The organism is Pandoraea faecigallinarum (assembly GCF_001029105.3).
GTDB lineage: Bacteria > Pseudomonadota > Gammaproteobacteria > Burkholderiales > Burkholderiaceae > Pandoraea > Pandoraea faecigallinarum.
Genome location: NZ_CP011807.3, coordinates 2,956,977 through 2,981,656, shown reverse-complemented (window position 1 = coordinate 2,981,656; position 24,680 = coordinate 2,956,977). Strand labels below are relative to the sequence as shown.

The window sequence follows — 24,680 nt, the reverse complement described above, 5'->3', positions numbered from 1 at the left end:
TCGGGGGCGCGGGCATTACTTCTTGACGCCGCCGAGCAGCCCACCGAGCAAGCCGGTCACCGGGGCGAGCGGGCCGCCACTGGTGCTGCCGCTGCCGGAGGTTGCACCACCGACCGCGCCCGTTACCGAACCGAGCAGCGTGGTGACCGGTGCGAGCACACCGCCGGATGCCGTGCCACCGGCGCCTGCCGATGCACCGCCCGTTCCGGCCGAGGCGCCGGCACCTGCCGTCAACGTGCCGCCGAGGCCGCCCGTCAGGCCCGACACAAGGTTCGTGACCGGGGCGAGCGGGTTGCTGCCCGCTGCGCCGCCGGCCGCGCCACCCGTGGCGCCGCCGAGCGCACCCGTCAGACCGGCGACCAGGTTGGTGACCGGTGCAAGCGGGTTGTTGCCCGAAGTGCCGCCCGTGGCGCCGCCCAGAGCGCCTGTCAGGCCTGAGACCAGATTCGTGACGGGAGCGAGCGGATTGCTGCCCGAAGCCCCGCCCGCGGCGCCCCCGAGCGCACCCGTGAGACCCGAGACGAGGTTCGTGACCGGCGCGAGCGGGCCAGTCGCGCCCGTGCCGCCGCCAACACCACCGATACTCGTGAGCCCGCCAAGGGCCGACGTGAGCGGCGCGAGCGGGTTGGTGCTGCTCGGCGTGCCATGCACGACGCCCCCGAGGCTTGCGACCGTATTGCCTACGCCCTTGACGACGCCGCCGAGGTCGACCGCAATCGGGTTGTCGATCTGAGCGCCGAGCTTCGTGCCCACGCCGCTCAGACCGCCCCCGACCGTGGCCAGGAGGTTGTTGATCGGCGTGCCGAGTCCCGTGGCGTTCCCAACCGTTTGCGTGGTGTTGGTCACGACTGTGGTGATCGGCGTGATGGTCTTCGACAGGCTGGAGGTCAATTGCTGCACCGGGGCGGCATTGACCGTGTCGGTCAGGCCCGTGCCGAGTGCGGCGCCTGCGCCACCCACCGCGCTCACCACACCGCCGAGCAGCGTGGTCACGCTGTTCACCGGTGCGATTTTGTTGAGACCTGTCGTTTGGCCGAGGCCGGCCACGGCGCTGCCCAGTTGCTGACCGGCCTGACCGAGATCCGTCACGGCACCTGTCACGCCGGTGATCGTGGGGTTGAGCACGTCGTTGCTCGACCCGAGCTTGCCCAGACCGTTCGTCAAGCCGGTGCCGATCGATTGCACGGCGTCGCCGGTCTTCGTCGTGGCACCCGCCAGACCGCTTTGCGTTTGCGAGCTCACCAGCGGCAGGTTGGTGCTGCCGACGACGGTGCCGAGGTCGCTGACCGTCTTGCCGACCTGCGTCACCACGCCCGTGCTGGCCGTCGCTGCGACGGTGCCGATCGGGTTGGTCTGCGCGCCGGTGCCCGTGCCGCCGTTGCCATTGCCATTGCCGTTGCCGTCACCGCCGCCCGTTCCTCCACCGGTGCCGCCACCCGTGCCGCCCGATCCGTCAGACACGGTGCCGGTGCCCGAACCGCCGCCGCTGCCGGTGCCAGCGGTGGTGCCGCTGCCACCGCCATCGCCGAGCGAGCCACTGGTGCCGCCCGAGCCGGAGCTGGCGCAGCCGGTCATCGTGACGACGGCGAGAAGAACGGCGGAAGCGAGAAGGTTGCGCTGGATGTTTTTCATGATGATGTCCTCTGGTCTTTTTCGTCATCAGGCGAGCACGTCTTGTGCTGCCAATCGGGTGTGCATGCGTTGTGCGATGAGTGCGAACAGGAGCGCGTTGACGACTGCGCTATCGGGGCCCGTCATCGCATGGGCCGAATTCGAATTGCCGTTGCTGCGAGCGTTTGCCGTTTCGGTCGGTGTGGCGGTGGCGCGTACGCCACCGCCTTCTTCACCGCCCCTCCCTGGGCTTGCGCCTCTACGATCGGTGTCGGCCGCAGCACTTTGCTGCCGTCGCGCGATGCGCTGACGCTCTGCCGAGATGGCGATTGCGCCGTACATCGTTTGTTTGGTATTGCCAACGATCATGGTGTGCCTCGTGATGTTCAGCGTTGCGATGCAGGGATATGCGCAAGAGGTGTGCCAATCTCCAATGCGGAGTTCGAATCGCCGCTCTAGTTTTTCCGCCAATCGGCCGGAAAGCCTGTATTTATTTGCGTTTCGGAAAACAAGAATCTTTTGAATTGAGAGATCGGGGCTATGCCGCGGATGAGGAACATCAGGGTTAACGCCATCGGGAAATGGCGAATCACGGGGGGAATTGCGTTCCCGTTACGTGGCTCGTTACGGGTAACGTAACGTAACGACCCCGATGTAACGCACCGAAAGGAAGAGGCAAAACAGAGCGCGTGGCGAGCGAATGACGTGCGTTAAGTAATTCTTTAGTCCGCGCAGGCCATTCGGCTAATGCTGGACCGAACACGATGCTGAGGAAGCCTTGCTTTTATATAAAGAAGGGCGCGCGCTTATCGGAATTCAGACCAGCCGGATGTCGAAACTTCGACGGTGCCGGCGTGCAGGGAGGCGGCGTGGCGCCTGGGACCGTGCCGGGATGAAACGAATGAATAGTTATTTAAACGTGCGCTGAAGTCGCGGTACGGGAAAGCGCTACGTTGTGTGGCGTCGCACCAATCATGGTTTTCCCTTGCGAGCGTTGCATCACATAGTTTTGGAGTATTGTTTGATCAACCGATGTAACGTTTTTTTACAATAGCCCGGGTGATTGGAAGCAAAACTCTAGGTTCTGGGATTTAGTTTAAATTAGCATCGGAAAAATAGCGCGCACGCGCAAACGCTGTGCCAACAGCGTGAGAAATATTGGCGTACACGGGAAAAGAGGTTCGCAAGCCTTGTGGCGCAATGAACCCGAGGCCGAAGTCCAGAGTTGATAAGCGATATGGCAAGACCGAGTCATCGGCGCGCGCGGCGGGTGACGTCTCGCCGTGGGTCAACGGGCGCTCCGGTGCCTTTTTGAGGGAGGGTGATATGAAACTCGGTAATCGTTTTCGACTGTTCGCTCGCGACGAGCGTGGTGTCACGGCGCTCGAATACGGCATTCTCGCCGCCATCGTGGCAGTGATCATCGGCGGCACCGTCTATACGAACCTCGGAACCGCATTCGCGTCCGTGTTCGGGAAGATTCAATCCGCCATCACGGCCGTGGGCGCCTGAGAAGCGTGCCGACGCCAACGGGAAGGGCACCGGTCGCAGGTCGTGCCATTCGAGGTAGCGGGATGCTGTATTCGCGAGGAAGCGAATCATGCAAGCAAATCGAGCAAGCCAATCCGGTCGCCAGCGCAGACTGTCCCGGCAAAAGGGTGTGACCGCGCTGGAGTACGGCATTCTGGCGGCCATCGTCGCAGTCATCATCGGTGGCACGGTCTACACGAACATGAGCACCATCTTGTCGAGTGTCTTCAGTTCGGTGAGTTCGGCCGCAACGTCGGCGGCGCACTGAGAGTGCCGTGCTGATATTGCTGTGGCTGTTGTGCGTGCCGATCGTATTGACGGATCTTGTCGCCCGGCGCATTCCGAATTTCTGGTTGCTGTGTGTCGGCGCGCCTGCGCTGCTCTGGCTCGGTTGGCAGGCATGGCTGAGCGGACCGCAAGTGTTGTGGGTCCATGGCCTTGGCGCGCTGCTCGGACTGCTCGTACTGCTGCCTTTCTGGTGGCGCGGCGTGATGGCCGCCGGTGACGTGAAGCTCTTCGCCGTCATCGGGTTGATGGCGGGATACCCGGCGCTGCTGCCGGTCTGGTGTCTGGCGAGTGTGGCGGCGGGTGTGCATGCACTCGTGCTGCTCATCGGACGCTCGCAGGCGATGACGCGATGGCGCGAACGTTGGGCGGCATCGCGAGTATGGCAACGAATCTTGCAGTGGCGCGCGGGGCGCGCCGGGCTGCCCTATGGGGCGTATCTGGCAGCCGCGGCGCTGGTCGTGAGGTGAGGTCGGTCCGGCGTGAGGGGCGTGAGGGGCGTGAGGGGCGCGAGGGGCGCGAGCCGAACGGACTTCGCAGACGAGGGGAGTGACGAGTGCTGCCGCAGGCAGCGCCGTAATATCGGGAGGCGCGGGCGACGCCGCGCGAATTGGCAGGTTCATGCGTCGCCGGACACGGCCCAAAGGTGCCGTGCGCGACGGGGAGCATCGTCATGAAGCGGTCTGGGGCACAGGCGGGGTCAGGGTGGCCGAACGTACGCGCGGCGGACATGCGCGGCGTGGCCGCACTGGAATTCATGCTCATCCTCATGATCCTGTTGCCTGCCTTCTACGTCGCCGTCGCCTTCTCTCTGAACATTCTTGCCCGGCAGATGCTCACGCAGGCCGCCTCCGAGGCCGGTCGCGCGATGCTGCGCGCGGGAACGATGACGCAGCGCCAGGGCTTCGCCACCACGGCTATCAACACCACGCTGACCTGGCCGTCGGCATCGGCCGTGACGGCCACGTTTCCGGTCGACGCGACTTATCCGTGCCCGGCGTCGGGCGTCGGCGCAGCGTCGCAATGCATCGCCCACGTGACATTGACGCTGAACCAGCCGATGACCGTCAACTGGCCGGGGCTGGGCGCGCTGGTGCCGGCGACGGTCGTCGGGACGGCGGCGGTCACGCTCGACACGTCGACACTCGGGGGCAGCTGAGCGTGGCAGGCGAACGGGAGTGCAACGGAGTCGAATGAACCGGATAAGCGCGGTACGGAAGTGAGGACAGGTTGAGATGCCGCCGGCGAGCCGGCGTCCCGCAAATTGCGACTGAACGGCCGACAGGCCCCAAGCCATGAACAAAGCCACCAAGATTTTCGCTGCTGTGCTGGTCGTCGCCGGGGTGCTGCTCGCCCTCTTTGCCTTGCGTCTGGGCACGGCGAACGCCCCCGCGCCGTCGGCGACGCCTTCGGTGGTGACGCAGACGCTCACCCAGCGTTTTCCGGCCGTGGTGGCGGCCAGGGCACTGGCGCCCGGCAAGCCGATCACTGCCGACGACGTCAAGATCGCGCAGTTCGACAGCGCCGCGCCGGGCGCCTTCAACGTGCCGGCCGATGTCGTCGGCCGCGTGCCCCTCGTCGCACTCGCCGCCGGCGTACCGGTCACGCAAAACCTGCTGGCGCATGGCCTGGCCATGCAATTGGCCCCGGGCGAGCGCGCCGTCTCCCTTCCCGTGACCGAAACCGTCGGCGTGAGCAATCGCATTCGCCCGGGCGATTTCGTCGATGTCTTCTTCACGATGAAAACGAACCAGCCGGCCGGCAGTCCGGCTGTCGGGCTGGCTGACGATACGCAGGCGCGTTTGCTCGCCTCGCGCGTGCGCGTACTGACATATGGCAACGCCTCGCTCGACGACGTTACGCCGCCGCCCGCGGCGCCCAGCGTGGCCTCGACGGTCGCCGCCGCAGCGGCAAGCCAGCCGCAGGCTACGCAACCTCCGATGAGCGCGCAGCCCCCCATGCCTGCCACCTCGGCCGTCGTGGCCGTGCCGATCGAAGACGTCAACCGTCTCGTGCTAGGCGCGCAGCAGGGCAAGATCACGTTGGCTCTGCGCAACCCGACCGACGATGCGAAACCGGATACGTCGCTGTTCCCGCCGCCACCGCCTGTTCTCGTGAGCAAAGCCGCACTGACGGGCGACGCCAAAGCGTCGCTCGATACCCCGGAGAACCGCGCCTATGCCGGCATCGCCACGACCGGGCTCGCGGGGGAAGCGCCGAGGCGCGCGCCGATGGGCGCGTCACGTGCCGCGCACGGCGGCGGTGGCAGCAGCGGCGGCACGGTCGAAGTCGTGCGCGGTGCCGAACGTTCCACGGCGGCTTACTAGGACGCACCGGTGTGACGCCATGGAGACAAGCTGAACCGCACTCAATCGCATCGAACCGGGTGGGACCGAATCGAAGTGACACGCAGACCCAGTGACGCCGGACGTGGAGCAACATCGCAGACACCCGCCCGCGCCGCTCAACCGACACAGTGACCGATACAGCCACGCCATGATCAGAAGCCAGGTTCGCACTGCAAGACGAGATGCCAGACGTGTCACGGGAATGTTGCTGTGCTTTGCCGCGTTGCTCGCGTGCGGCGCCACCGTAGCGGCGCGCATGGCCGATGCCGCGGACAGCGCGTCGGGCGCGGGGGCGCGTTCGTTGACGCTGGGCGTCGACGAGCAACGCGAACTCCCGATTGCCGGCAAGCTCGAGCGTGTAGCCGTTGCCGATCCGAAGGTCGCCGACGTCATCGTGCTCAAGGGCTCCGGCGGGCGGCGCGGCTCGGTCCTCGTCATCGGCAAGAAGGCCGGCACGACGCAGGTATCGACGTGGTCGGCGGGAAGCGAGGCGAGCCGCTGGGAAGTGCACGTGCAAGGCAGCCTGCAAAGCGCGCTAGGCGATACCGGCGGGGCCAACGTGGACGCGCGAGGTGGTGCCGCGATCATCAAGGGGCACGCCGGATCGGTCGTGGAGCATAGCGGTTTGCAGGCAGCGGCTGTCGACGCCACCGGTAAGGGCGGTGTCGTCGTCGATCGCTCGACGGTGGGGGAGACCGGCGTCGTGCAGGTCGACGTGAAAATCGTGGAAGTGAACCGCAACATCCTGAATCAGCTGGGAGCGAGCTTCAGTGCATCGAGAACGTCGGGCTCGGGCAGTTTCGGCGTAGGCTCGAAGCTGAACTCGGCGTTCACCGGCGCCAGCGCAGTCCCGAACTTCGGATCGTTCTTCGGCTCCATTACGCGAGGGGCGTTCAACCTGTCGGCGGAGATCGATCTATTGCAGTCGAACGGTCTCGGCCGCGTGCTGGCCGCACCCACGCTGGTGGCACTGTCCGGTCAGAGCGCGAGTTTTCTCGCCGGTGGCGAGTTGCCGGTGCCGCAGTCGGGCGGGTTGGGCACGACCACCATCGTCTACAAGTCGTTCGGCGTCGGGTTGACGGTCACGCCGACGATTCTGTCGCCGAATCGCATTGCCCTGAAGGTCGCGCCGGAGGCGTCCGATCTCGACTACACGAATGCCGTGGTGATCGCCTCGACGCAGATTCCCGCGATCTCCACACGCCGCGCCGACACGACGGTCGAACTGGGCGACGGCGAGAGTTTCATCATCGGCGGCCTGATTTCGCGCACGACGACCGCCGCCGTCGACAAGGTGCCGCTGCTTGGCGATCTACCGCTCATCGGCGCGTTTTTCCGCAATCTGAAGTACAACAGTACCGAAAAGGAACTGGTCATCATTGTCACGCCGCGTCTGGTCAAGCCGGTTTCGCGCGACGTTGCCCTGCCGTTGCCGGGCGACACGCGCGAGAGGCGGCCGGGACAGGTCTGGGGCGCCTATCTGATGGGCGGCGCGAGCGACAGCGAACTGCCGGGCTTCTCGAAGTGATGCCGGCACCGGCGCAGGGAGCGTCCGGGGCACGGCAAGGCAGGATCGGGCGGCGCGTTGGCGAGTGGCGGGATGGGGTGGTAGGGGTGGTAGGGGTGGTAGGAGGGGCAAGGAGTGCATAAATGAACGCACCGACGCGAATACTGGACACCATGACTGAGTTGCATCGCTTTCTTTTTTGCAGCGCACATGCTGGCCACGGGCAGTGGCTCTCGGCGGCTTTGCGCGAAGAGGGCGTTGTACTGCAAGAAGCAGGACGTCCCGCGCAATTGCAGCAGCGTATCGGCGATCTCGATCCGCAGGTCGTGCTGCTCGACTTCTCGGGGGAGTCGACCGGTCACGCCGACGAGCCGCCCGACGCAGGGATCGCCCAAGCCACAGAGCTGGCGCAGATGCTCAAACGCGTCGCGCCCAAACTTCCGCTCGTGGCGGTGGGCTCGATGGTGCGCGCCGACGGCATGAAGGCGGCCCTACGCGCGGGGGTGCACGACTTCATCGACATGCATTCGACGCATGAGGAAGCGCTCGAAGTCGTTCGCCGGGTGATCGATCATACGCCGCCCGCGGCGCCCGGCGCGGCGCCGCAACGGCACGGCCGCTTCGTCGTGTTGCTCGGCGCGCGCATCGGCGTGGGGTGCAGCACGCTGGCCGCGCATCTGTCGCAACTCGGGCAGGAACTGTCCGTAGGCGCCCACCCGGAGCGCGCGGAACGTGCGGCCAAGGCGAAGCCGGGCGCGAACAAGGACGACAAGTTCGATGCTTCCTTGCTCGGTCACGTCGCGCTGCTCGATCTCGGTTTGCCAGCCGGCGACGGTTTGCTGTACCTGAACACGCAAAGCCAGTTCAGCTTCGCCGAAGCGGTCCAGAACCTGCGGCGTTTCGACGAAACGCTGGTGCATACCGCTGTCTCGCATGCCCCGAGCGGGCTTGCGGTGCTGCCGTTGCCGCTCGATCTGGGCGACATGCGCAGCGTGGCCGCCGCCGACGCGCTGGCACTCACCGACCGCCTGCGCGCCTTCTTCAACCTGATCGTCGCCGATCTCGGCGGCTTTTCGAATCCTGCGTTCGTCGCGAGCCTCGTGCGCGCGGCCGACGAAGTCTGGCTCGTGGTCGATCAGAGTGTCGGCGCCATCGTCTCGCTCGCATCGATGTTGCGGGATCTGGAGGAAAAGAGCGTGGAGCGCAATCATCTCCATCTCGTGCTCAATCGATACGATCCGCGTTACGGCATGGCCGCCGACCAGATCGCCAAGCGCTTCGACGTGCCACTGCTCGCCACGTTGCCGGATCGTCCGCTCACCATGCTCTCCGCGACCAATCAGGGCAAGTTGATCATCGACACCGCGCGTGGCGATCCGTACGTGCGCGCATTGCAACCGTTGGTGGAGCGTTTGCTGTCCGCCCAGCATGCGGGCGCCGCGTCGCAGCGCCAGTCGTCTGGCTGGCTCGGCCGATTCATGGGAAAGCACTGATATGACCGACTCCATCGAATTCGCCGACGACAAGCGCGCGTTTGCCAATTCACAGCAGTTTCAGGACATCAAGACCGCGGCGCACGAACATCTGCTCGCGCGCATCGAGGAGCTTGGCGCCGAGTTCGGGCGCTGGAGCCGCGGCGCGATCCAGCAGTTCGTCGATCTGGAGATGGACGGCTTCGTGCGCTTGCGTCGCATTCCGATCAACGAGGCGGAGCTGCGTCAGATTTCCGATGCGCTGACCAAGGAACTGGCCGGCTTCGGCCCTATCGAGGACCTGCTGGCCGACGCCGCGGTGGAAGACATTCTGATCAACGGCTACAACGACGTGTATGTCTCGCGTCGCGGGGTGCTCGCGCGCGAAGCGCTGCGCTTCTCGGACAATCAGCATCTGCTGCGTATCGTGCGCCGCATTCTCGCGCCCATCGGCCGCCGGCTCGACGAGTCGAATCCGATGGTCGATGCGCGCTTGCCCGATGGCGGGCGCCTGAACGTCGTGATCGAACCGCTGGCGGTGGACGGGCCGGTCGTCTCCATTCGCAAGTTCCGCAAGGACCCGCTCAAGCCGTCCGACCTGCTGGCGCTGGGCAGCTTTAACGAAGAGATCTACAACCTGCTCGAAGCGGCGGTGCGCTCGCGTTGCAACATTCTCGTGTCCGGCGGAACCAGTTCGGGCAAGACTTCGCTGCTCAATGCGCTGGCGAGTTTCATTCCGGCGACCGAGCGTGTGGTGACGGTCGAAGACACCGCCGAACTCTCGCTCAATCACCCGCACGTGGTGCGGCTGGAGTCGCGGCAGGGCGGCTTCGACGGTTCGGGCGAGGTGACGATTCGCGATCTGATTCGCAACAGCCTGCGCATGCGTCCGGACCGGATCATCGTGGGCGAAGTGCGCGGCTCGGAAGTGCTGGAAATGATGCAGGCGATGAACACCGGCCATGAAGGCTCGATGGCCACGATCCACGCCAATTCGCCGCGCGAGTGCCTCTATCGTCTGGAGATGCTGGCGGGCTTTGCCGGCTTTCAGGGCAGCGAGAGCAGTCTGCGCCGTCAGATCACGAGCGCGCTCGACTTCATCGTGCAGATCGGACGTCTGTCGAACGGGCGGCGCCGCATTCTCTCCATTACGGAAGTCACCGGTGTGTCCGATACGGTGATCTCGACCCAGGAGTTGTTTCGCCACGAGTCGGTCGTGGGTCCGGACGGCGAAGAGAAAGACAAGTGGGTGTCGCTCGGGCTTCAGCCGCATTCGCCCAAGCTGCAACGCTATAAGGAACAGTCGCGCAATGCTGCCGCTGCGTTGCAATCGCAGCAAGGCAATGTGCCGCCGGATAGCGGCGGCGGTGGCGGCTTCTTCGGACGCCGTCGATGAATCCCGTCGTGCTGTGGTCCGTCTGTATTGCGCTGCTGCTGGTGGCCGCAGGGCTGGAGTTGTGGCGTCGCACGCACCAGCGCGCCCGCGAGCAGGCCGCGAGTGCGTTCCTGGAGCGTCAACTGGCGCAAAGCGCGCCGAAGCTCGGCGGGAACGAGACGGGGCAGGTTCGTGCGCCGCGCCGCAAATCGTTGCCGTGGGAGTTCTTCTTCGAGCGCGCCGGGGTCCAGACCGATTCGACCTTCTACCTGCTGCTGATCGCGCCCGGCGTGCTGCTCACACTCGTGTTCTGGATGTGGCAGGGACCGCTCTCGGCTATTGTGATTTTGCTCGTGTATGCCGTGGGCGTCGTGCTGCGCTACTGGCTCAAGGCGGCGCGGCGACACCGCAATATCGTGCGGCAGCTGCCGGTTTTCCTCGACGGTATGGTGCGCATGCTCACCGTCGGCAACAGTTTGCCGGCGGCGTTCCAGTCGGCGGCCGGCAACGCGGATCTGCCGTTGCGCGAATTGCTGGAGCGCGCCGTGCGTCAGGTGCAGGCCGGCGTGGAGCTGGACGTGGCGCTCAAGCAGATCGCCCGGGTATATCAGGTCGAAGAGATTTATCTGTTCGCATCGGTGGTCGATCTCTCGACGCGCTTCGGCGGTCGGGCCGACCAGATTCTGGCGCGGATGTCGGGCTTCATGCGCGACCGGGAGCAGGCGCAGGCGGAGTTGTTCGCGCTGTCGTCGGAGACGCGCATGTCGGCCTGGGTACTTGCGGCGCTGCCCATCATCGTCAGCGCGTTGCTGATGTTGCTGAACCCGAAGTTTTTCGAGCCGATGTTCCAGGAGGGCGCCGGGCAGAAACTGCTCGCCATCGGTCTGGGCCTGGAAGTGCTCGGCGGTTTCGTGCTGTACCGGTTGGCGAAGTCGCTTTGAGCGGCTCATACGCGCAAAGCACGGTGTCTGGCGCGGAGGATCGATACCCATGAATTTTTCGTCCCTGACGGTGAACTCGCAAACGTGGATGATGCTTGGCCTGCTGATGGTCGCGGCGGGTCTGCTGCTGGCAGCGTCGGCCATCTTGTTGCGCGCGATGCGCCAGGGACGCAGCGAACGGGTGATCGATCAGGTGTTGGCGAGCCGTCAGCAACAGGCGCTCGCGGCGCTGCGCGCCGCAACGGCGCCGTCCGGTTTGCGTGCGGCGCCGGACGCCGAGTCGGTGGACGCGGCGCACGCGGCGAAGGGCCCGCAGCGGGGCTGGCGCGCGTTGCTGGACCGTGCGGCAGAGCTCGGCAAGCAGTGGTCCGAAACGCGTCTTGGACAGAGTCTGATCGCAGCCGAAGATCGTCTGTTGCTCGCGCAATGCGGTTACGACAGCGTACGCGCCAAGTCGTTGTTCCTCTTCGCGCGGGTGGCGCTGGCGGTTGTCCTGCCGTTGCTCGTGTGGTTGTGGTTCCCCGGCGGCGGCGGGCTTGGCACGATGCTGCGTCTGATCGGCGCTGCCGGCGTGGGGCTGCTCGCGCCGAAGTTCTACATTCAGCGCAAGGCGGCCCAGCGTCGTCGCGATCTGGTTGAGGAATTGCCTTTGCTCATCGACTTGCTGCGTCTGTTGCAGGGCGTGGGGCTGTCCATGGATCAAAGTCTTTACGTGATGGTGTCGGACTTTCGCGAAGTGCTGCCGATCCTGTCGAGGGAGTTCGAGGCGGCCAATCGCCAGTACGCATCGGGACGTGGCCGGGAGGCGTCGATGGGACGGCTGCGCGAGGTGTACGACAACGACGATCTGCGCGCGCTCGTTCGGCTGATCGTGCAGGTCGAACAGCACGGCGGTGCCGTGCAGGAGCCGTTGCAACAATTCAGCGACCGTTTGCGCGAGCAGCGCCGTCAGACGATGAAGGAGCGTATCGGCAAGCTCACGGTGAAGATGACGCTGGCGATGATGCTCACGTTATTGCCCGCGCTGATGCTCGTGGTCGCGGGGCCGGCGATCCTGTCGCTGACCAAATCCATGGAGGCCATGTGACGTCCCCCATCCAGACATATCTTTCGCACGATTTCGCGCCCCGGCGGTGGCGGGGCCTGAACCGGAAGCCGGCCGGGCGGGTTTCGCTGTGCGTGCTGTGCGTGCTATGTGCGGCGTGGCTTGCGGGATGCAGCAGCACGCCGACGCTCGGTGGCTACGGCGCGCCCTCGGCTGCCGCCCTCATGCAGGCGCAGCAGAACGACGAGGAGAAGGCCAGACTGGCCAAGCCGGACACGCGCGAGTTGTACCTCTCGATGATTCGGCAGTCGCAGGCACAGGGGGCTTACTTCGCGTCGCTCGCCCACATCGAACAGTTCCGGATCGAGTACGGCTCGGCGCCGGACATCGATATTCTGCGTGCCGACGCGCTGCGCGAGACAGGGCAACCCGAGCTGGCCGAACAGGCGTACCGCACGCTGCTCGGCGGCACTGAGGCGGCCGCCGCATGGCATGGTATCGGGCTCGTGGCGGCGCAGCGCAAGGATTACGCCGGGGCCGCACTGGCGCTTCGCGAAGCGGTGAATCGTGCGCCGACCGAACCGTTCTACCTCAGCGATCTGGGTTTTGCGCTGCTCAATAGCGGCGACGCCGCCGCTGCGCGTGTCCCGCTGGCGCAGGCGGCCGAACTGCGTCCGGACAACCGCAAGGTGCTCAGCAACCTGGCGGTGTATCTGGTCGTGACGGGCGATCGCTCGCGCGCGGAAGACATGATGACGAACGCCAAGATGCCGCAGGAGACGCGCGACGCCATCAACAAACTGGCCGCCGACATTCGCGCCCATACGAAGGCGCGCAAGCAGGCGGCAGACGCCGCCGCGGCCCGTGCGGCGGCGCAGGCAGCGGCGGCGATCGTGCCGCCGGCAGCGCCGGCTTCGGCTTTCGCGCAGACGCCGATGCGCCCACCGGCCTCGCCCGCGAGCGGGAACGGCGATATGCCGGTGGTGGTGCGTTTGCCGCAAGGCGGCGCACCGGACGTTGCCGCGCGGGACCAGATGCCAACGAAGGCGACGGCGGATGCGAAGCTCGCTCGTGCGGGCGAAACGTCGCGTAGCGACATGCCGACGTCGATGCTCGATCGCTTCGCGCCTTCGCAGTGATGCGCAATCGGGCATAGCGGGGTGCGGCAGCATGCGGTCGAACGTAACCGGTTGCCTGCGTCGCGAGACGGGATGCAGAACACGCGTTGCGAATCACGCAACATCAGGGAGACGTGATGATGGCAGTCCAGAAACTTCAGAGGCCCCCGGGCACCCGGCCGCGTGAGACGGCGCAGCGCGGGCTCGCCGTATTCGCGCTGCGTACTGTGCTCGGTGGTGCACTCGGTGTTGTGCTCGGTGTTGTGCTCGGTAGTGCGCTCGGTTGTGTGCTTGGAACGAACGTGGCGCTCGCGCAGAGCAATGCGCCGGTCACCGGGACGATGGGCGGTACCGGCATGCGAGCCGTGGCTGCGCCGTCGAGCGCACCGGCGGTGCAGCCAACGCCGGTGGCCGCGAGCGTCGGCCAGCCTGAAACAACGACAGCGACTACAGCGACGGAAGCGACAGCCGCCCCGGCCGTCCCCGTGCAGGAGGCGGCGCGCACACCGGCCAATGTGGTTCGCCGCACCGCCCCGCCGCGCGTGGGCGAACCGGCGCGTGACGGCATGCTCGGTGACGAAACCGAAGCGCTGCTGGCGGTACAGGGCAACAACCTCGCAGCCGGACGCGGGCTGCCCATGCTCGGCGCGACCGCCTCGCGGGCTTACAAGCGGTACCTCGACAGCTTTACCTATCCGATTCCGGCGTTCTTCGAGACGATGGTGCAGACGACCAACGGCGCAGGTGGCGGCGGAGGTAGCGGCGCCGCAGGCGGCGGTACGGCGCCTGCGGCAATGGGGGCTGGCGTTAGCCAGTGAGGCGCCATGACTGCGCGTGCGCGTGAGCGGCCAACGGGAGGGGCGATTCGCGAGAGGCGGCCGGGCCGGGTCAATGGACGTCAGCGCGGTTCGGTGCCGATCCTCGCGTTCATCTTTGTGGTGGTCGTACTGATTCTGGCGTTCGCCATCGATGCCGGTTATGCATTCATGAAGCGTCGCGACCTGCAACGCGCGGCCGACATGGCGGCGCTGGCCGGTGCGCAGACGCTGCCGGGTTGCGCCAATGCGACGTCGTTCGACACCGTAGCGCGAGCGAACGTCGCCTCGAACCTCGGCAGCAACGTGAGTGGTCTGACGATCTCGACCTCGTGCGGTATCTGGACGTCGCCCGCCGCGTCGGCAACCACGCCCGGGACCTTTGTCGCGTCGACGCCCGCAAACGCGGCGAGCGGCAACGCCGTGTCGGTGGCGCTGACGCTGGCCGTGCCGTCTTTCTTCGACCTTGCCGGCACACGCACGATCGCGGCGAGCGCCGTGGCGCGCAAAGCGCCCGCGGTCGTCACCTTCACGGTCGATTCCGGTCTGCTGGCGCTCAATACGAGCAATTCGGTGCTCGCACCGTTGCTCACGTCGATCGGCATCACGCCGTCGCTCTATGTCGGCGCGGCGCAGCAACTGGTCGGGGTCAACATCACGCCCAAGGGGCTGTTGCAGGCCCTCGGCGTGCCCGTGACGGGGGACGTCAGCGTGGCGTCGCTCTCCGGTGTGGCGGCTGTGAAGAACCTCACCGTGGGCACGTTGCTGAGTGCGACCAACACGGCGCTCGCCACGCAAAACGGTGCGCTCTCGGCGTCCGTCACGGCGATGAACAACCTCGTCAATGTGTTCGCCAACAGTCCCGTGCTGAACCTGCCCGTGAATCTGCTGGGTACGGCCACGACCCCGGGCATCCTCGCCAATATCGACGTGGCCGGTGTGAGCGCTGCAAACGCGCTGAGTGCGAACGTCGGAATCTCCGATCTGATCACGGCGGCCATTGTCGGCGCGAACGGCACCAACGCCGTGGCGGTGCCGTCGTTGTCGATTCTTGGCGGGACGGTGTCGGTCGTCGCGCGCGTGATTTCACCGCCGCAGATCGGCGTCGGCGGGGTCGGTGCGAAGGCGACGAACGCGCAGGTGCGGCTGTTCCTCACCGTCAACTCGGCGGCATCGGGGCCGCTCGGCGGCTTGCTCAACGCAGCGGGCACCACGCTTGCCCTGCCGTTGGTGCTCGAAGTCGCGCAGTCGACGGCTACCGTCACGGCCCTGCAGTGCGGGGCGACACCCTCGACGACGTTGCAGGTCGACTCCGGGCTGGTGAACGTCTGCGTGGGGGGGACGGCCGCCGGTGTGAATGTGCAGACCAATCCGGCGAGCTGTACCACGCTCATGACGCAGCGCACGAACATCGCGACATTGCTCGGTCTGATCAACGTCGGTGCGAACGTCAACCTCTCGCTCGTGACGAACTCGCCGGCGCCGATCCCATTCGCGGGACCGTTCCCTCAGAAAGTCGGACCCATTGGGTCGAGCGTGGATCTGAGTCAGATTGTCACCGCGTTGATCGCCGGTCTCTCGCTGGACGTAGGGGCGGGCGGGACTTCGACATCCCAGACGGTGGCCGACGGACTGGTGAGCAATGTGCCATCTGCGCTGGCCGGGGTGTCCATCAGCACGGTGAACAGTTTTCTGAGCACGGCGGCCGCGGGGCTGAAGCAGACGACCAACGCGCTGGGGACCACACTCGGCGGCGTGGTGACGCTGAATTTGCCGCAGGTCGTCGGCGGGGTGGGCGGGCTGGTCGGTGGACTGGTCAACACGCTGGGCGGGATCGTGACCGGGTTGCTCGGTGGCGTGTCCGATCTGATCTGCAATCTGGGCGGCAAGCAATGCCGTGTCGACGTGGTATCGGGTTCGATCAGTTCGTCGCAAGTCGCCCCGGTCCTGGGCAGCGTGCTCTACACCTTGCTCAATCCGCTGCTCACGCCGCTGAGCAACGTGCTCAACACGCTGCTGTCGTCGCTTGGCATTACGCTGGGCATGACAACGGTGACGGTGGACAGCATCAACTGCCAGAACGGCCTGGTGCAACTGGTGTATTAGCGCCGGACAAGGGGCAGCAAGCAGGGCGATCCGTGTTGCGCGGCCACGCCGTCGGGCCGGCGCACTGAACTTCACCATGACGAACGCCGGGGGCGTTCGCCAACGAGCGGACAAGCATGAAAAGCAAGCCAGTACGTGAAGATCTCGATGTGTACGTGTGGGAAGGCAAGTCGGACATCGCCGACCGCGTATCTCATTGCCTCGCGAGCTTCGACATGGAAGTCATCCGTGCCGACGGCATCGACCTGTCGCGCGAGCGCACGAAGGCGCGGCCGTCCATCGCCGTGGTAAGCGTGTCGGTGATCGAAGGCGCCTCGACGAATGCAAACGAATGGCAACTCGGCCATGGCATGCCGGTGATCTGGGTGGCGACGACCCCGCGCGAGACCGACGGCCGCGTGTTCCCGCCCGAATACAGCAACATCCTCACGCTCGACTTCTCGGGCGCGGAACTGCGCACGCTCATCTTCAAGCTCTCGGGCGCGATTGCGGAAGCCGACAGCGCACCCGTGCCGAGCGACCCGCTCGTGGCGCAATCGAGCGCCATGCTCGCGCTGCTGGCCGAAGTGGACGCGTTCGCCGATTGCGATTCGAACGTGCTGATTCATGGTGAGACGGGCGTGGGCAAGGAGCGCATCGCGCGGCTGCTCCACGACAAGCAAAGCCACTACGGGAAAGGGCCGTTCGTTGCCGTGAACTGCGGCGCGATTCCCGACGGCCTGTTCGAGTCCCATTTCTTCGGGCACGCCAAAGGGGCATTCACGGGAGCGTTGTACTCGCACAAGGGATACTTCGAGCAGGCCAACGACGGCACGCTCTTTCTCGACGAGATCGGTGATCTGCCGTTGTATCAGCAGGTCAAGCTGCTGCGGGTGCTGGAGGACAGCGCAGTGACGCGTCTCGGTTCGGCGCAGCCGGTGAAGCTCGACTTCCGTCTCGTGGCGGCCACCAACAAGAACCTGAAATCGATGGTGCGCGACGAATTGTTCCGTGCCGACCTGTTCTACCGCCTTGCCGTGATCGAGCTTCACATCCCGAGCCTTGAAGAACGCGGGCCGGTCGACAAGCTGGCCGTCTTCACCGCCTACCTGGGCAAGGTCGTGGGCGACAGCGAGATCGGCGCGCAAGTCCCGCCCTGGCTTCGCGAACTCGTCGAAAACGGGCTCTTTCCGGGCAATGTGCGCGAGATGCGCAACATCGCCGAGCGCGTGGGCATCATCTACCGGCAGTTGGGCGGGTGGGACGAGCGGCGTATCCGTCCGATCTTCGATGCGCTGTCGATGGGCACCGTCGCCCGCTCGGACGAGGGGGCACGCGGCGCTGCGATGGCGGATCGCGAGCGCGCGCGCTGGGACGCAACCGAGCGCGCACGCATCGTCGCGGCCCTCGATGCGAACGGCTGGCGGCGTCAGGACACGGCCAACGCGCTGGGCATCAGTCGCAAGGTGCTCTGGGAAAAAATGCGCAAGTACCAGATTCTCGGTAACGACTCGGAACTGGCCAGCGAGTACGAAGGGTGAGATGACGCGCAGGGGGATGGAATGTCATCGTCGGACACCGGTCGTTCATCACGACGCGTATTACGTGGGCGATGCCTCAATATGACGCTTGTTGACGGGATTTTTCTGACAAACAGTTTCCGTCTTCCGGAATTCGCCGCCCCCCCGAGTTGCGCCGTATCAACAGATGAAATCGCACGGCCACAATAACGCATTCCCCGCTTGGAAGAGTGCGCCTCAATGGATAGAATTGTCGGCTATTGCGGGCATGCGGTTATCATTCCACAAATACGCAGGTATCAGATCCTCGGGACGGAGTCCGGGGTGGCGAGTGAATGCGACGAATAAGGGTCGTAAAACGATCCGGTCGATAACAGGAAAACAGATCAGATGAAAATCAGTGATTGCCGGGGGCGGTTGTGGTTGGGCGTGGGGGTGGCATGCCTGGCGGCCTGGGGAACGCCGGCCATGGCGGCCGATGCGGTCCGTGATGTGACCGGCGCAACGTCCGCACAAATCGCCGCTCCGGCAGTGCCTGCACAATCGGCCACGGCGCCGGCCGCAGCCTCGGGCACGATTCAGGAACTGCGCGATCGCATCCAGAACAAGGAAGTCACCGAACTTCGTACGACGTACAACGGCCGCTACGGGGCGAGCCTGTTGTTCTATCCGCAGACGCTGGGCTACTACGTCGCCCTGTTCCACGAAGGCCAGTTCTGGCGCGTGGTCAAGCTGAACAACGAGAAGAAGGCCGAAGCGCTGTACGCCGATTTCGTGCGCCAGACGCAAGTGCTTGCCGACGTCGAGATCAACCGGATCAAACTCGAAGCGCAGAAGGCGATGATCGAGCGCCAGCTGGCCGAAAGCGAAAGCCGCCTGAACGCCGTGCAGAACGATCTGAGTATCCAGCGTCAGCAGGAGCAGGCGCTGGCCCAGAACCAGCAGGCCGTGCGTGAACAGGCGGCGGCACTGGAAACCGAACGTAGCGCCGCACGCATCCGCCTGAGCGATGTGCAGGGCCAGATTCGTTCGCTGGAAGCCCAGCAGAACGCAGTCGATTCGGACCTCGTGCGCTCGGTCAGAAGCTCGGCGAAGAAGACGACGCGCCGGCGCTAAGCCAGCTGGCCCCAGCGCGAGCCCGTCTCGTCTCAAGATGTGAGAAAGCCGCCTTCGGGCGGCTTTTTTCGTGGGCGTGTGGCCAAAGGACGGAGCAGGGGGCTGGATATCTGGTCCGCGCTACACGCAATTGACGAAACTGTCGACTCGCGAACCGCGCATGTCCGGCATATGTCGCGCATTTGCAACTCGAAATGCGGATACGCATACGCCGTCCCCATGCCGGCCGAGATGGGTAAAACCCTTGCCGGACGGGACTGGTCACGGCGCGCGGCTCGTCATATCCTAGCGAAGCCCGTCATGTCACAGGCCCGGCGCTCGGGAACTGCCCGGGCTGGCGAGGGAACCGGCGCCCAGTTAGAATAGCGCCCATTTTGTGCAGCGCAATAAAGCGATTACCCAAACCTTATGACGCAAAACATACGACACGGGCAGCGCCCTCAGGCCATGCCCGCGCTCATGGTGGCGGCCATCGGCGTGGTCTTCGGCGATATCGGCACCAGCCCGCTCTATGCGCTCAAGGAATGTTTCGATCCGCAGCACGGCATTCCATTCGATCAGCAAGCCGTGTTCGGCATCATCTCGCTGCTGTTCTGGGCGCTGGTGATCGTCGTCTCCCTCAAGTACGTTTTGTTCGTGATGCGTGCGGATAACCGCGGCGAAGGCGGGGTACTGGCGCTCATGGCGCTCAGCCTGCGCAGTGTGCGCGCGGGCAGCCGGTGGGCTTCCGTACTCATGATGCTGGGAATGTTCGGCGCCTGCATGTTCTATGGCGACGCTGTCATCACACCTGCCATCTCCGTGATGTCGGCCGTGGAAGGGTTGGAGATCGCCGCCCCGTCGCTATCCAGATTCGTGCTGCCGATCACCATCGTCATCCTGATTGTTCTGTTCTCGATGCAGAAGTCGGGCACCGCCAAGGTCGGACGCCTGTTCGGGCCGGTCATGGTCCTCTGGTTCGTTATTCTCGGCGTGCTGGGCGTGTACAACATGGTGCTTGCGCCGGAGATCGTCAAGGCGATCAATCCGTACTACGGCATCCATTTCATCCACACGCACGCGCTGCAAGCGTATATCGTGCTCGGTTCCGTCTTTCTGGTACTGACTGGTGCCGAGGCGCTGTATGCCGACATGGGGCATTTCGGCATCCGTCCGATTCGTTTCGCGTGGTCGTTTCTCGTCTTCCCGGCACTGGTGCTCAACTACTTCGGTCAAGGCGCGTTGCTGTTGTCGAATCCGAAGGCCATCGAGAATCCGTTCTTCCTGCTGGCGCCGGACTGGGCGCTGCTGCCGCTGGTGATCGTGGCGACCGCGGCGACCGTGATCGCATCGCAGGCCGTGATTTCGGGGGCGTTCTCGCTCACCAGCCAGGCGATCCAGCTCGGCTATGTGCCGCGCATGAAGATTCTGCACACGTCGGATCGCGAAATCGGGCAGATCTACATGCCGGTGATCAACTGGTCATTGCTGTTCGTCATCATCTGGATCGTGCTGGCGTTCAAGTCGTCGAGCAATCTGGCGGCGGCATACGGCATTGCCGTGACGACGACGATGGTCATCACGACGATTCTGGCGTGCGTGGTCATGGTCAAGGTCTGGAACTGGAACAAGTTTCTCGTCGCGCTCATCATCGCCGGCTTTCTCGTGGTGGACTTCGCGTTCTTCGGCGCAAACCTCATCAAGGTGGAAGAGGGCGGCTGGCTGCCGTTGGCGCTGGGGGCTTTCCTGTTCTTCATGCTGATGACCTGGCACAAGGGCCGTCAGCTGCTGCGCGAGCGTACGGCGGCGGACGGGATTCCGCTCGGACCGTTCCTTCAGGGATTGCTCGCGCATCCGCCGCATCGTGTGGCAGGAACGGCGATCTATCTGACCGGCGGCAACACGCTCGTGCCGGTAAGCCTGTTGCATAACCTCAAGCACAACCGCATCCTGCATGAGCGCACGATTTTCCTGACGTTCCGCACGCTGGATGTGCCGTATGCCGAAGACGGCAGTCGCATCGAGGTCAAGGATCACACGGGCGGGTTGTATAGCGTGGTGGCGACCTTCGGCTTCAACGAGACGCCGGACGTGAAAGAAGTGCTGCATCTGCTCGAAGAGAAGACGGACATGCACTTCGAGTTGATGGATACGTCGTTTTTCCTCGCGCGCGAAACGGTTGTGCCGACCAAACTGCCGGGGATGTCGATCTGGCGCGAACGGCTGTTCGCATGGATGCACCAGAACGCCGCCAAGCCTACCGACTTCTTCAGCATTCCGGCGAACCGCGTGGTCGAGCTGGGTACGAAGATCGAGATTTGATGTCCGGTTCGCCGGACATTCTGGCGCATGCGCGTCGCCACGCGGCGCGCCAACAAAAAGCCCGCTCGGATGAGCGGGCTTTTTGTTGGCGAACGCCATGGGGGGAAGCGACGCCGGCAAAGGTAGCGATGCGGTGCGCCGCATCGCCCGCCTTTCTCGATCAGCGCTTGAGCTTGGCGAATGCTGCTGCCATGGCGTTGACCGGCTCCGGTTCTCGCTGGCGTGCGCCGCCGTTGCCGCCACGATGACCGCCGCCACCGGAGCCGCCACGCGCGCCGTTGCCACCGCCGCTGCTGCTGCCTGGGCGGTCGCCCGCGCCAGCCACCGGCAGCTCGTCGTTCAGACGCATGGTGAGCGAGATACGCTGACGGCGCGGATCGACTTCGAGCACCTTGACCTTGACGATGTCACCGGCCTTCACGACTTCATGCGGGTCCTTGATGAACTTCGTCGACATGGCGGAGACGTGGACGAGACCGTCCTGATGCACACCGATATCGATGAATGCGCCGAAGGCGGCAACGTTCGTGACCACGCCTTCGAGTTGCATGCCCGGCTTCAGGTCGGTCAGTTTCTCGACACCTTCCTGGAACGTCGCGGTCTTGAACTCGGGGCGCGGGTCGCGGCCCGGCTTTTCGAGTTCGGTCAGAATGTCCTTGACCGTCGGCAGACCAAAACGCTCGTCAACGAATTCCGCCGGCGAAACGCTGCGCACGACCGGGCCGTTGCCCATCACCTCACCGATCGACTTCCTGATCTTCGCGAGAATGCGTTCGACGACCGGGTACGCTTCCGGGTGAACAGACGAGCGGTCGAGCGGATTGTCGCCGCCGTTCACGCGCAGGAAACCTGCCGCCTGCTCGAACGTCTTGTCGCCGAGTCGCGGCACCTTCTTGAGCGCTTCGCGGTTGGGAAACGGACCGTTGCTGTCGCGGAAGTCGACGATGTTCTTCGCGAGCGTGCTGTTCAGGCCCGACACGCGGGCGAGCAGCGGGGCCGATGCGGTGTTGACGTCCACGCCCACGGCGTTCACGCAATCCTCGACGACGGCGTCGAGCATACGCGCCAGTTCGCGCTGGTTCACGTCGTGCTGATACTGGCCCACGCCGATGGCCTTCGGCTCGATTTTGACCAGTTCGGCCAGCGGATCTTGCAGGCGGCGAGCAATCGAGACGGCGCCACGCAGCGAGACGTCCAGTTCCGGGAATTCCTTGGCGGCGAACTCGGAGGCCGAGTACACCGAAGCACCAGCTTCCGACACCACGATTTTCTGTAGCTTGAGTTCCGGGTGGCGCTTGATCAGCTCCAGTGCCAGTTTATCCGTCTCGCGCGACGCCGTGCCGTTACCGATACTGACGAGTTGCGCGCCCGTTGCGGCGGCGATCTTCGACAGGCGGGCAAGCGAGCCGTCCCAATCGCGCCGCGGTTCGTGCGGGTAGATGGTATCGGTGCCGAGCAGTTTGCCGGTCGCATCGACCACGGCGACCTTCACCCCGGTGCGCAGGCCAGGGTCCAGACCGATCACGCCCTTCGGGCCGGCCGGTGCGGCGAGCAGCAACGCCTTGAGGTTGCGTGCGAACACGCGAATGGCTTCGCTTTCCGCGCTTTCGCGAAGCTGTGTGAGCAGTTCCGATTCGAGGTGCGGCTGCACCTTCACGCGCCAGCACCAGCGGCACACGTCCGCCAGCCATTTGTCGGCAGCCCGGTCTTGCTGGCGAATGCCGAAATGTCCGGCGATCACGCCTTCGCACGGGTGCGGGACCTGAGCGTCCAACTCTTCGCCGAGGCCCAGCTTGACCATCAGAATGCCGAGGTTACGGCCGCGGAAAAGGGCGAGCGCGCGGTGCGACGGCACGGCAGCGATCGGCTCGGCGTAGTCGTAGTAATCGCGGAATTTCTCGCCTTCTTCGCTTTCCTTGCCTTCGACGACCTTTGACGACACCACGCCCTGCGTCCACAGATAGTCGCGCAGCTTGCCGAGCAGCTCGGCCGTTTCGCCGAATTGTTCGGACAGGATGTCGCGCGCGCCGTCGAGCGCGGCCTTGACGTCCGACACGCCTTTCTCGGCATCGACGAACCGGGCGGCCTCGGCTTGCGGGTCGAGCGTCGGATCGGCGAGCAATGCCTGCGCGAGCGGCTCGAGACCGGCTTCACGGGCGATTTGCGCGCGCGTGCGGCGCTTTGGCTTGTATGGAAGGTAAAGATCTTCTAGCGTCTGCTTTGTCTCGGCCGCCACGATGGCGGTGCGCAGTTCGTCGGTCAGCTTGCCTTGTTCCTCGATACTCGTGAGGATCGCCGCACGGCGATCTTCGAGTTCCCGCAGATACAGCAAACGCTCTTCGAGCGTGCGCAGTTGCGTGTCGTCGAGGTTATCGGTCACTTCCTTGCGATAGCGAGCGATGAAGGGCACGGTGGCGCCTTCGTCCAGCAGTTGCACGGCGGCGGCGACCTGACGCGGCTGCACGTTGAGTTCGTCGGCGATGCGTTGAACGATCTGAAGGGCTACGTTTTGCGTCATGAGTGTTGCGAGTTACCCAAGTGCCAGGAGCGGGGCATTTTGCCATAAACCGCGGGCGCGTCCGGGCAGGCAATGCTAAAATTTGACCTTACTCTGCTCAACCTCATGATTTCCTTCGAAAAATTGTTTTTGCGACTGAATCTGCGTCTGCTTTCGCGTGCGGATGGGGGTTCCCGTGCATGCGCGTCGGTCTCCGCCATCGGTGCGATCAGTGCGATTGGGGCGATCGGCATCGTGGCGGCCGCCGCCGTTCCGGCCGCGACGTATGCGCAGGGACTCTCCGCTGTCGAAGCGGCCGGACGCACGACGGATCAGCTGCGCGTGCCCGTCGTTCCGTTCGACGCGACCGCGGACCGCGTCCCGTCGCCCGCCAGTCAGGCCAGTGCGGCAGCGGCGGCGGAGGACGACAGGCCCGTTGCCTACGACGACAAGCTCGACATGCAACCGGCGCAAGACGACTTCGCCGGCCGCCGCGCGGTGCTCGACCGTCAGCGGGCCTGGGTCGATTACCGTTTCGAAGAGGCAAAATACGAGTGCGCCTCCAAGTTCTTCGTGAACCACTGCATAGACAAGGCGCGCGACGAACAGCGCGACGCGCTCAAGGCGATTCGCAGTCAGCGGCTCGTGCTGGAAGATCAGGAGCGCAAGGCGCGTGCGAAGGAGCGTGACGACCGGCTTGCCGAAAAGCGTGCGCAAACCGCTGCCGAGGCGCCGCAACGTGCAGCCGAGCGCGCGCAAAACGTGGCCGACTACGAAGCCAAGCAGGCGGAGTATCAGCAGCGTGTGACGGAGCGCACCGGCCAGGCGCCGCAGCGCGCGGCCAACGCCGAGTCGTACAATGCGAAGCAGGCCGCGCAGCAGCAGAAACTCGACGAAGCGAAGGCCACCGCAGCACAGAAGGCGGCCGAGCGCGAAGAGAACGTGCGCAAGTACAACCAGAAGCAGCAGGAAGCCATCGAGCGTCAGCGGAAGTCGGACGCACGCCGCAACGAGTCGCAATCGGGTGGATCGCCGGCACAGAAGGCGCTGCAAGGACAGTAAGCGACGCTGGCCGATCGTTGACGCCGGAACCGGAATCATTTCAGAGTCGTAG

At 65.0% G+C, this 24,680-nt stretch carries 20 protein-coding genes; 17 read left to right on the top strand and 3 right to left on the bottom strand.

Annotated features, from left to right (window positions below):
- Positions 1–15 precede the first annotated feature (15 nt).
- Together AB870_RS12915 and AB870_RS12910 are read right to left on the bottom strand one after the other, a co-directional pair.
- Positions 16–1,632, bottom strand: coding sequence for a collagen-like triple helix repeat-containing protein (locus AB870_RS12915; RefSeq protein WP_047905027.1), 1,617 nt, complete (start codon positions 1,630–1,632; stop codon positions 16–18).
- A gap of 27 nt (positions 1,633–1,659) precedes the next feature.
- Entirely contained in the window at positions 1,660–1,980 is a 321-nt protein-coding gene (locus tag AB870_RS12910) for a hypothetical protein (RefSeq protein ID WP_047905026.1), read from the bottom strand.
- Between the two features lie 957 nt (positions 1,981–2,937).
- Here AB870_RS12910 and AB870_RS12905 point away from each other — a divergent pair.
- The 16 genes from AB870_RS12905 to AB870_RS12830 all read left to right on the top strand — a co-directional run bounded on the left by AB870_RS12905 (position 2,938) and on the right by AB870_RS12830 (position 21,069).
- Positions 2,938–3,123, top strand: a complete 186-nt coding sequence (locus tag AB870_RS12905; RefSeq protein WP_047905025.1) for a Flp family type IVb pilin — start codon at positions 2,938–2,940, stop codon at positions 3,121–3,123.
- A gap of 88 nt (positions 3,124–3,211) precedes the next feature.
- The gene (locus tag AB870_RS12900; protein WP_047905024.1) at positions 3,212–3,409 is read left to right on the top strand and encodes a Flp family type IVb pilin; all 198 of its coding nucleotides are present in this window, start codon (positions 3,212–3,214) and stop codon (positions 3,407–3,409) included.
- Between the two features lie 7 nt (positions 3,410–3,416).
- Positions 3,417–3,896 (top strand): A24 family peptidase, encoded by a 480-nt coding sequence (locus AB870_RS12895; RefSeq protein ID WP_053059352.1) that lies wholly within the window; start codon positions 3,417–3,419, stop codon positions 3,894–3,896.
- 203 nt (positions 3,897–4,099) lie between these two features.
- Complete coding sequence (locus AB870_RS12890; protein ID WP_064674828.1) at positions 4,100–4,585, top strand: TadE/TadG family type IV pilus assembly protein; 486 nt, start codon at positions 4,100–4,102, stop codon at positions 4,583–4,585.
- Positions 4,586–4,721: 136 nt separating this feature from the next.
- Complete coding sequence (cpaB, locus tag AB870_RS12885) at positions 4,722–5,753, top strand: Flp pilus assembly protein CpaB (RefSeq protein WP_047905022.1); 1,032 nt, start codon at positions 4,722–4,724, stop codon at positions 5,751–5,753.
- Between the two features lie 223 nt (positions 5,754–5,976).
- A complete protein-coding gene (locus AB870_RS12880) occupies positions 5,977–7,302 on the top strand; it encodes a type II and III secretion system protein family protein (protein ID WP_047905021.1) in 1,326 nt (441 codons plus the stop codon).
- Positions 7,303–7,424: 122 nt separating this feature from the next.
- Positions 7,425–8,774 carry a CpaE/TadZ family protein gene (locus tag AB870_RS12875; RefSeq protein WP_047905020.1) on the top strand — a complete coding sequence of 450 codons (1,350 nt, stop codon included), beginning with the start codon at positions 7,425–7,427 and terminating at the stop codon, positions 8,772–8,774.
- 1 nt (position 8,775) lies between these two features.
- Positions 8,776–10,149 (top strand): CpaF family protein, encoded by a 1,374-nt coding sequence (locus tag AB870_RS12870; protein WP_047905019.1) that lies wholly within the window; start codon positions 8,776–8,778, stop codon positions 10,147–10,149.
- Positions 10,146–11,069: a type II secretion system F family protein gene (locus AB870_RS12865; protein ID WP_047905018.1), complete on the top strand. Its 924-nt coding sequence runs from the start codon at positions 10,146–10,148 to the stop codon at positions 11,067–11,069. Before AB870_RS12870 ends, AB870_RS12865 begins: the two co-directional genes overlap by 4 nt.
- A 49-nt stretch (positions 11,070–11,118) precedes the next feature.
- On the top strand, positions 11,119–12,156 hold the full coding sequence (locus AB870_RS12860; protein WP_084663667.1) for a type II secretion system F family protein: 1,038 nt from the start codon (positions 11,119–11,121) through the stop codon (positions 12,154–12,156).
- Positions 12,153–13,253: a tetratricopeptide repeat protein gene (locus AB870_RS12855; protein WP_064674827.1), complete on the top strand. Its 1,101-nt coding sequence runs from the start codon at positions 12,153–12,155 to the stop codon at positions 13,251–13,253. The genes AB870_RS12860 and AB870_RS12855 overlap by 4 nt, the downstream gene beginning before the upstream one ends.
- A gap of 116 nt (positions 13,254–13,369) precedes the next feature.
- Positions 13,370–14,050: a DUF3613 domain-containing protein gene (locus tag AB870_RS12850; RefSeq protein ID WP_053059350.1), complete on the top strand. Its 681-nt coding sequence runs from the start codon at positions 13,370–13,372 to the stop codon at positions 14,048–14,050.
- A gap of 6 nt (positions 14,051–14,056) precedes the next feature.
- A complete protein-coding gene (locus tag AB870_RS12845; RefSeq protein WP_071386876.1) occupies positions 14,057–16,153 on the top strand; it encodes a pilus assembly protein TadG-related protein in 2,097 nt (698 codons plus the stop codon).
- Positions 16,154–16,269: 116 nt separating this feature from the next.
- The gene (locus AB870_RS12840; RefSeq protein ID WP_047905016.1) at positions 16,270–17,673 is read left to right on the top strand and encodes a sigma 54-interacting transcriptional regulator; all 1,404 of its coding nucleotides are present in this window, start codon (positions 16,270–16,272) and stop codon (positions 17,671–17,673) included.
- A 369-nt stretch (positions 17,674–18,042) separates the two neighbouring features.
- Positions 18,043–18,768: a DUF2968 domain-containing protein gene (locus AB870_RS12835; protein WP_084663665.1), complete on the top strand. Its 726-nt coding sequence runs from the start codon at positions 18,043–18,045 to the stop codon at positions 18,766–18,768.
- 408 nt (positions 18,769–19,176) lie between these two features.
- Positions 19,177–21,069, top strand: coding sequence for a potassium transporter Kup (locus AB870_RS12830; protein ID WP_047905015.1), 1,893 nt, complete (start codon positions 19,177–19,179; stop codon positions 21,067–21,069).
- A 160-nt stretch (positions 21,070–21,229) separates the two neighbouring features.
- On the opposite strand, the gene AB870_RS12825 is transcribed toward AB870_RS12830, so the two are convergent.
- Positions 21,230–23,587 (bottom strand): Tex family protein, encoded by a 2,358-nt coding sequence (locus AB870_RS12825; protein ID WP_047905014.1) that lies wholly within the window; start codon positions 23,585–23,587, stop codon positions 21,230–21,232.
- Between the two features lie 129 nt (positions 23,588–23,716).
- On the opposite strand from AB870_RS12825, the gene AB870_RS12820 reads away from it, so the two are divergent.
- A complete protein-coding gene (locus tag AB870_RS12820; RefSeq protein WP_157112312.1) occupies positions 23,717–24,628 on the top strand; it encodes a hypothetical protein in 912 nt (303 codons plus the stop codon).
- Positions 24,629–24,680 lie beyond the last annotated feature (52 nt).